The sequence below is a fragment of the Nonomuraea sp. NPDC050691 genome, from assembly GCF_040654455.1.
Taxonomy (GTDB): Bacteria; Actinomycetota; Actinomycetes; order Streptosporangiales; family Streptosporangiaceae; genus Nonomuraea.
Map to the genome: position 1 here is coordinate 35210 of NZ_JBFAIA010000061.1, position 8810 is coordinate 44019.

An 8810-nucleotide genomic window follows, 5' to 3' on the forward strand; every position below is an offset into this window, starting at 1 on the left:
TGTCTCGGCCAGGAGGTCGCCGCCTTCAATCAGCCGGATCGGGGGGCCAGGGGCCCAGCTCCGGCAGCTCACCGGAGCTCGCCCCCAGGTGGCCGTCGACAGCCCGGCCGGCCATCCACGCGGCAAGGTCGCGTACCGCCCCGGACACCTCGATCGCCGCTCCCGCTCCCAGGGATCGAGTGAAGTCGTGGTCGGTGGCCCGCAGGGTCAGCCGGACGCCCGGCGGGGTCCGGGGAGCCAGGAAGTCCAGGGCGTGCAGCGCGAACGGCAGCGACCAGTCGCGCGGCCGGTGGCCCACGGCCAGGTCGACGGCGTGGATCTCCACCTCTCTCCACCGTGCCAGGGCGGTGTCCAGCACCGTCGCGTGGCGGAAACGCACCGGGCGCTGCCAGTCCTCTTCCGCCAGCAGGCTCCAGGTCTCCTCCAGGGCGTGCTGGGCCACTCGCAGTTCTTCGCGGAGATGGGCCAGAGGACGGGAGGCGCCCTGATCGATGGACAGGTCACGGCCCTGCTGGCCGCCGTCGTACATGCCGACAAGCTGGTCACGCAGCGCGAAGCGCGCCTGCCGGTCGAAGGCGCGGGCGTTGTCGGTGAGGTGCTGCAGCACATGTCCTCGCGACCAGCCCGGCAAGGCCGAGCCCATGCCGACCTGCCTGTCGTCCAGGCCGTCGAGCAGGCGCAGTACATGGGCATGAGCCCGGGAGATTCGTCGCGTCAATTCGTCAGGAGTCATCCGCATGGTGACCACTGTCGCAGCCTTGGGTCATGCGTCCAAGGCGTGGGACCGGTCGACAAGGTCCGCCATCGCCTGCTGGAAGTCGCGGCGCCGCTGCTCGCTCCAGCCTTCTGCCAGCTGGTCGAAGACCTGCTCCTGCCAGTGATGGGCTTGTTCCAGCATGGTGTGGCCGGACGACGTGACCGTCGCCTGACGTCGGCGACCGTCTGTTTCCGCTGCCTGCATGGTCAGGTATCCGGCCTCTGTCGCGCTCCTGATCAGGCGTGATGCCCCGCTCTGGTCGATGCCTATCTCATGGGCGACGGCATTGACCGTAGCCGCGATCCCTCGCTGAGTCAGGGCGTGAACCGCCTCGATGACGAGCACGAGCCGGCCTTGCTCTGCACGATTGTGGTCGCCGGCGGGCGGTCTACGCGACCAGTGCCGGACGAACGCGAACAAGACCTGTCCCGGCCCCGAGCCGCTCATTCGGTGGCCGCCATCTCGCGGCAGATGTAGGCCAGTTCGAGCGCTGACTTCAGATCAGGAAGCCGGAGAGAGGCGGTCACCTTCTCGCCGGCCACCCGGAACACCGTCGCCACTCGAGTCGGGGTCCTGCTCTCGGGCCAGGTGGCGTCCTCCTCCACGACCATGAGGCGCTCGCTGACCGGATGCCACGACTGCGGGACCAGCTTGATCCCCGAGCGTTCCACCCATTCCGCGAACTGCTCGGGCGTGATCGGGCCGGCGCCCTTCGGGCCCAGGACGACGATCGGATCGCCGACGGCCCTCGCTGACCGCTCCAGGTCACCGTCGTTCACGCTCGCGTGCCACTCGTTGACAGTTGCTTCCAGTGCTGACTCCATGGCAGAACTCTATGCGAAACGCATACATATCCGGAAGTCTGGAGCTGTCGGCGACCTCCCGCCCTGCGACTGGACCACCGCCCAACCCCGCCGATCGTTTCCCGTCGCGGCGCGACCCCCAGGGTCATGACAGCCGAGAGCCGAGCCGACCCCACAGGGCTCGGCTTCGGGGAGAGCTTCTCCGGCCGCGGCCGGCTCCTCATGGTGGCGATCACACCGTTGACGAACCCCGACCATAAGGTTACGGTCGGGCCCGTAATCGCGCACAAATGAACACCCCTGGAGGTGGTGCTGTGCAGATCTCCGTGGAGGGCTCCTCAACAAGACCGATCCCGGGACACCCCGACGGTCACAAGAAGGGCGGAGGCGCGTGAGACGCGCCTGGTGCGCCACCGCGGTGGCCGCACTCCTCGCCGCACTGCTCGCGACGCCGCCGGCCCCGGCGTCCGCCGCCGACCTGCGGATCGTCAACGGCGGCTTCGACCAGGGCCTGGACGGCTGGAGCGGCTCGCACACCGCGGGTGGCGTCGACCCGGTGACCTGGGACGGGCGCACCGCCGCCCGCATCACCGACGACGCCCCCGGCGCCGCCTACGGCCGGGAGAGCATGCCCGGGCTGCCCGCCGCCGCGGGGACCCAGTACACCCTGTACGCCCAGGTCTGGGCCGACAGCGGCACCGCCTACCTCTACCTGCGCTTCCGGGACGCCTCCGGCCGCCTGCTCGCGAGTTCCGGCGGCGCGAACGGGTCCGCCACGGGCCGGCAGTGGAAGCGCGTCACCGCCTCGGCGGTCGCCCCGGCGGGCACCGCCACCGTCTCGGCGCTCATCTACTCGGGCGTGGCCGACGTGGGGACGTCCTACTGGGACGAGGTGCTGATCACCAAGGACGTCACCGATCTCGGCGTGCAGATCGAGAGCAGCGTCCCCAACGCCACGACCTTCGCGGACGGCAGCGCGTACGCCGTCTACACCGGCACCGCCGACGCCAACCCGCAGCTCGCCGTGATCGACGTGGCCACCGAGCGGGTGACCCGGAAGATCGCCATTCCGGACAGCGTGGCCACGCCGACCGTCGGCGGCTGGGCGGCGGCCACGGCCACCGACGGCCGGATCTACCTGGGCACCTATCCCAACTCCAAGCTCTACCGGTACGTCCCCGGCCAGTCCGCGGTCACCGACCTCGGGCGGGCGGAAGGCGGGTACTCGTTCATCTGGGACCTGGAAGCCGGAGCGGGCGGGAAGGTGTACGGCGGCACGTACAACGACGGCCGCTACTTCAAGTACGACGACGGCGCCTTCACCACGATCGGGACGGTGCCGATCGTGGCGGGCGCCCAGTACGTGCGCAGCCTCGCCCACGACCCGGACGCCGACGCCACGTACCTGGGCACCGGCACGAACGCCGGGCTGGTCAGGTACGACAACGTCACAGGGCGGGTGGACGACCTCCTCCCGGCGGCCTACGCGCACAACTCCATGGTGGGCGGGCTCACCTGGACGGGCGGCCGGCTGTTCGCCTGGATCGACCGCACGCTGCTCGTCCTGCGCGTCACCCGCCAGGCCGACGGCTCGTACGCCGCCGCCACCGACGCCACGATCGCCGACGTGGACCTGCACCACTCGCCGGCCCGCGACGGCAAGGTCTGGTTCGTCAAGGACGGGCTGCTGCACTCCTACGACGTGGGCACCGGGTCCGTCCAGGCGACCTCCGTCAAGCCCGGCCTCGACGTCACCGGATACACCTGGGCCGGCGGCACGCTGGTCGGCCTGGGCGCGGCCTCCGACGGCACGCGGATCTTCAAGTACGACCCCGCGAGCGGCGTCTGGAGCAGCCGGGTCGTCCCCGGCACCCCCGTGCTGCCCGCCGCGATCAACGCGCTCGGCGCCGGGCCCGACGGCCGGGTCTACACCGGCGGCTACCTGACCGGCGGCACCGGCGTCTACGACCCGCTGCGGGGCGACGGCGACGACAACCAGCCGGACACGAAGACCCTCGACGGGCTCAACCAGACCGACAGCCTGCTGACGCACCAGGGGCGGCTCTACATCGGCGTCTACCCGTCGGCCAGGCTCTACAGCTACGACCCCGCGAGGTCCTGGCCGCCGGCGCTCGAGTACACCGGCGGCGAGGCAGGGGACAAGGCCGACGACTGCGAGCCGGGCAAGGGCCCCCCGCCCCAGGACCGGCCGTACGCGCTGGCCGGCGGGCCGGACGGCACCGTCTACATGGGCACGGTCCCGAAGTACGGCAAGCGCAGCGGCGCCCTCACCGTCTGGAAGGAGGGCACGGCCGGCCGGACCCTCTGCGTGGTGCGGGACCAGGCCGTCGTCTCGCTGGCCTACGCGGGAGGCAAGGTGTTCGGCGGCACCTCCACGCGCGGCGCCCTGGGCGTCGATCCGGTCTACGCGCCGGGGGCGTCGGCCACGCTGTTCTCCTACGACCCGGCCACCGGCGCGGTGCGCACGCATCCGCTCCCGCTGACGGCGCCCAAGGCCGTCACCGCGCTCGCGGAGGTAGACGGCCGGCTCTGGGGCCTGGCGGGCGGCTCGCTGTTCACCCTCGACCCGGCGCGGCCCGAGGCGATCACGGCGAAACGACTGTTCCCCGAGCCCGACTACGTCAACAAGTCCAGCCTGGCCTGGCGTGACGGGGAGCTGCTGACCGTGCCCCAGGATCCGGGCCACGTGTACGGCACGCTCGGCGACCAGATCTTCAGGATCGACAAGTCGACGAAGGCGATGACCGTGCTGCGGACGGACCCGGGGATGGAGGGGCTGACGGCCGACGGCTTCGGCAACCTCTATTACAAGATCAACGAGCGGTTGCACCGGCTCGCCGTTCCCGCCTCCTGAAGACCGCCGGACAATTCCGGTCTGAACCGATACTTTCCTCCAAGGGACACTCGCCCGTGCGAAGAATCATCACAGCGTTGCTCGCCGTCCTGACGGGAACCGTTCTCGTCGTCCTCCCCGCGTCCCCGGCCCAGGCGGGGATCTGGCACGAGTACCCGTCCTCCGTCATGCCCAGGACCTGCAGCGAGACCCGGGTCCACAACGGCACCGCCTACCAGGTGTGCCTCGACTTCAACATCAATCGCACGCAGGTGCGCGCCGTCGCCTTCATCAACCCGGGCGCGTACACCAACTTCCAGGTCAACCTGCGGCTCCGGTTCGGCGGGAACGGGCCGGACATCAGCGACTCGTGCCCGACGATGACCACGAACGCCAGCAGGGCGTGCTACACCGCGTTCACCGACCTCAGGCGCCCCTACGTCGTCACCGAGGCCAAGTTCGGCATCGCGGGGACGTGGCAGCTCCCGGTGCGGGCCCTCGACATGAGGCTGTCCGCCAAGCAGCAGGAGCGCGACAACTGGTGCGGCCCGGGCGTCGTGCAGACCACGCTGGCCACGATCGGGATCTCGGCTCCGCCGCAGTCGGAGCTGGCCGACAAGCTGCAGACCGGCGAGACGCTCTTCGGCGCCACCATGCCGGGCCGGATCCCGGCCGTCATCAACTCCTACATCCCGGACTCCGACTGGCAGTACAAGTGGGAGGAGATAGCCGTCTCCAACGGCCAGACGTATGAGGCGGGCATCAACCGGATCGTGGCGTCCCTGTCGCGCGGCAGACCGGTGATGATCCTCGTGATCCCCGGCAAACTGCCGTGGTGGAACTCCTCCACGCCCCTGCTCCGGCACTACGTGACGATCCACGGGTACGGCGGCGTCGTCCACGCCGACGGGTCCGTCCATCCCACGACGTTCAAGGTCGCCGACCCGGCGGACGCCGGCGAGTACACCATCGACGTCGACAAGCTGCTGCTGGACAACGCCAACCTCGCCTGGAACGGGATCGACACCGTGGCGATCGTGCGCACCTGACCACGGCACCGGCCCGGCCCGGCGACGGGCCGGGCCTCAGGTGTCCGCGGGCGAGGTGAGGCCGCGGACGCGGCGCACGGCCCGGCGCAGGACCGTGCGCTCCCGGGAACGGGACAGGGCCACGGCCTTGCGGCGCCATTCCTCGGCCTTCTGCCGCCAGCGCGCCGCGTCCCTGGTCGCCTTGCCGGCCAGCCTGCGCTGCTCCGCCAGCTCGGTCCGGAGCGCGGCCGCGCGCTTGCGCAGGAGGACGATCTCCTTGTCGCGCTGGGCGAGCTGGACGACGTGCTCGGGGACCGGCCGCCTGCGGGGCGGGTAGACCGCCGGGCGGCGCGCGAAGCCCCACGCGCGGCCGTCCAGCCACTCCAGGCCGAACACCTCGTCCAGGACGTCGTCCAGACGTTCCCCCGGCCCGGCCACCAGGGCGGCGCGCGACAGGGCCGCCGTCCGCTCCAGGCGGGCGACCACCACGCCGTCCTCGGTCTCGTCCAGCGCCAGGCACAGGGCGCCGCCGTCGCTCTCCTCCAGCCGCTGGACCAGGCGTTCCACGGCGTCATGGGACGGCACCCACCCCGGCGGCACCAGCAGCCGGAACGGCGGCACGACCGGCGGCGACCCCTGAACAGCCTCCGGGGCGGGCCCGGCATCGGCGGCGGCGGACCAGGCCGGAGGAGGGGCGAGGCGGACCCGCGGGTCGTGGGCGAACTGCGCCTCGATCAGCCGCAGGTCCAGGTCGGGGTCACGGAGCGGGGAGCGGCGCCCGCCTCCGAGCGACGTCCACGGGCCTTCGACGGTGACCCGGACGTCGGGCAGGCTCGCGCCGAGCAGCCCGTCCACGCTCGCCCGCACGTCCTCGTACGTCCCGGCCGGCACGTAGGCGTCCACGTACGGCACGAGCCACTGCCGGCCCGGGTCCGCGCGCAGGTAACGCCGGTACGGCACGCGGTCGGCGACGTACGGGTCGTTGTAGCGCTTGAGCGCGGCGAAGTCGCGCATGGCCGTGGGCAGCCCGACGTGCCAGGCCCGCGCCTGCGGGTCCGGGACGAACACCGCGCCCGCCTGCGTGAGCCGGTAGCCGAGCTCGGTGTCCTCGGCCAGCACGAGCGAGGTGTCCAGCCCGCCGATGGAGCGCAGCAGCCCGGCGGGGTAGGAGGCCGTCGCCCCGACGTGGATCCGCGTGGCCAGCGAGCTGGGCGCGGCGCGCAGCCCGTCGTGGTCGTGAATGATCTTCTCGGCCCAGTCGTGGCGCTCCGGCGAGAGCGGGAACAGGGCCTCCTCCTCGCCCGCCCGCAGGGCCGCGCGCACCTCCTCGGGCTCGGGCAGCCGCTCGGCGGAGGTGAAGTCGATCCAGCCCAGCACCACCAGGTACGGGGCGAGGTGGTGCCAGCGGAGCTGGGCCTCCACGTGCGTGCGGTGGGGCACCATGTCGGCGTCCAGCACCATCACGACCTCGCCGGAAGCGGCGTCGAGGCCCGCCTGCAGCGCCCAGGCCCGGCCCCAGCCTCCCGGCGGGCTGGAGATGAGCTTGGTGCCGTCCGGAACGGCCTCGGGCAGGCGCAGCGGCTCCGGGCTGCCGTCGTCCACGACGACGACGTCCATCAGCTCGGCCGGGTACGTCTGGGCCGACAGGGCCGCGAGGGTGAGGTCGAGGGTCCGCTGGCGGTCGTGGGCGGGGATGACGACGGTGACGGTCAGGGCCGGCGTCCAGCCGCCGAGGGGCGGTGGGGTGAGCACGCCGAAGTCCTGCCGCCGGATGCGGGGGATGAGGGTCACGATGCGGTGCTCCGGGTCATGATGCGGTCCGGGTCATGATGCGGGGCTCCGGTCGAGCTCCATGAGGGCGCTGGGACGGAATCCCCGCCACTGCTTCTTGTTGCGCTGCAGGAACGTGCCGATCGGCTCCTGCCATGTGTGGTTGGCCGCGGGGCCGCGGCGCAGGATGTAGCCGAGGCCGTGGGTGCGGTAGATCTGCCCGCCCGCCGCCTGCAACGCCTCCTGGAACTGCGTGTCCACCGACCGGCGCAGCGGCCGGAACCCGCCCACGGCCTGGAACGCCGAGCGCTCCACGAGGATCGTGCCGCCCGCCACGAAGCTGGTGATCTGCTCGGTGACCTGGCTGCGGTGCACGGTCACGTCGATCGAGGCCAGGTAGACGAACTCCGGCACGGTCCCCACCACCTGCGCCCCCGAGTAGGAGTGCGCGAGCAGCAGGTCCGACAGGAAGTCCGGGCCGTACCAGTCGTCGTCGTCCATCTTGAGCAGGAACGAGCCGGAGGCCCGGGCGGCGGCGTGGTTCAGCACCTCGCCGAAGATCTGCCGCCCGTCGGCCTCGTACACGGTGAGCGGCCCGTCGTGGGCGGCGATCGCCGCGGCCACGTCGGGATGGCCCCGCGGCACTCCGTGCAGGGCGAGCACCACTTCGAGCCGCGCGCCGCGCTGCCGGGCCGCCTGCTGGAGTGCGAAACCGACCATGTCGGCGCGGCGGGTGGCGAGCAGGACGGACGTGAGCGGCGGCGCGGGCGCCGGCGAGCCGAGCTGCTCCCAGCGGGCCGCGACGCCGTGGGTGCGCAGGGCCTGACGGCGCAGCCTGACGCTGTGCTCCTCGCGCCGCAGGTCGTCGGAGAGGTCGGGACGGCTCGTCAGCAGGGTGACGAGGTCGTCGCCGAGGCCGCCCGCCCAGCGCGGCACCGACTCGGCGACCAGCGGGACGCCGGCCGCGGCGAGCCCCGCCAGCACCCGCACGGCGGCGAGGGGCCCGCTGTGGGCGCGCCGCCAGTCCACCTCGACGCCGCGGACCTGCCGGAGCCTGGCCACGTCGGCGTCCGTGACGCCGCCCGACTCGGCGAACGTCGTCACCGCCTTGCCGTCGAGCACCACCGCCCAGCGGCCGTCACGCTCCTCCAGCGCCGCGATGCCGCGGGACGGGGTGGTGACGAAGCCCTGGGGGTTGACCAGGCGCTCGTCGACGGGCGGGATCATGGACGGCTCGGCGAGCACGTCCGGGTCGGCGAGGGGCAGCGCGGCGCCGCCGGGACGGCCGATCCGCTCCCAGGTGGCGGCCCGCGCCATGGGCCGCTCGATGGGCCGTTCGTCGCCGGCCCAGCCGCCGGAGCCGTCCTCGGCCGGCGCCGCGGGCGCGGTCTCGGAGGTGCGGAGCACGACGTCGCCGCCCGGCGCGCCGACCCGCTCCGGCACGGGGCCGGTGAGCTCGGCGGGGGTGGCGTTGGGGTCGCCGGGCCGCCAGTCGGCCGCGCCGACGCCCGCGATGGCCGCGGCGGGCGCGCCGATCACGTCGAGCCGGTGCCCGGCGAACGCGCGGGAGGTCGCGGTCACGGTACGCCCGGCGGGCG

Annotated in this window: 7 protein-coding genes; 2 read left to right on the plus strand and 5 right to left on the minus strand. The window is 72.7% G+C overall.

Annotated elements, in window-relative coordinates; genetic code table 11:
- Positions 1-25 precede the first annotated feature (25 nt).
- From AB0H81_RS22435 to AB0H81_RS22445, 3 genes are read right to left on the minus strand one after another with little or no spacing between them, the layout of a single operon-like run.
- Positions 26-739, minus strand: coding sequence for a maleylpyruvate isomerase family mycothiol-dependent enzyme (locus AB0H81_RS22435; RefSeq protein WP_358377645.1), 714 nt, complete (start codon positions 737-739; stop codon positions 26-28).
- A 24-nt stretch (positions 740-763) separates the two neighbouring features.
- A complete protein-coding gene (locus tag AB0H81_RS22440) occupies positions 764-1177 on the minus strand; it encodes a MarR family winged helix-turn-helix transcriptional regulator (RefSeq protein ID WP_358377648.1) in 414 nt (137 codons plus the stop codon).
- A 23-nt stretch (positions 1178-1200) separates the two neighbouring features.
- Positions 1201-1581 carry a hypothetical protein gene (locus tag AB0H81_RS22445; RefSeq protein ID WP_358377650.1) on the minus strand — a complete coding sequence of 127 codons (381 nt, stop codon included), beginning with the start codon at positions 1579-1581 and terminating at the stop codon, positions 1201-1203.
- A gap of 370 nt (positions 1582-1951) precedes the next feature.
- On the opposite strand from AB0H81_RS22445, the gene AB0H81_RS22450 reads away from it, so the two are divergent.
- Positions 1952-4435: a hypothetical protein gene (locus AB0H81_RS22450; RefSeq protein ID WP_358377653.1), complete on the plus strand. Its 2484-nt coding sequence runs from the start codon at positions 1952-1954 to the stop codon at positions 4433-4435.
- A gap of 56 nt (positions 4436-4491) precedes the next feature.
- Entirely contained in the window at positions 4492-5463 is a 972-nt protein-coding gene (locus AB0H81_RS22455) for a C39 family peptidase (RefSeq protein WP_358377656.1), read from the plus strand.
- Between the two features lie 36 nt (positions 5464-5499).
- Here the strand turns inward: AB0H81_RS22455 and AB0H81_RS22460 are convergent, their stop codons facing one another.
- Together AB0H81_RS22460 and AB0H81_RS22465 are read right to left on the minus strand one after the other, a co-directional pair.
- Positions 5500-7233, minus strand: coding sequence for a glycosyltransferase (locus AB0H81_RS22460; protein WP_358377658.1), 1734 nt, complete (start codon positions 7231-7233; stop codon positions 5500-5502).
- Between the two features lie 33 nt (positions 7234-7266).
- Positions 7267-8810, minus strand: a 1544-nt coding sequence (locus tag AB0H81_RS22465; protein WP_358377661.1) for a glycosyltransferase, incomplete at its 5' end; no start/stop codon positions are given.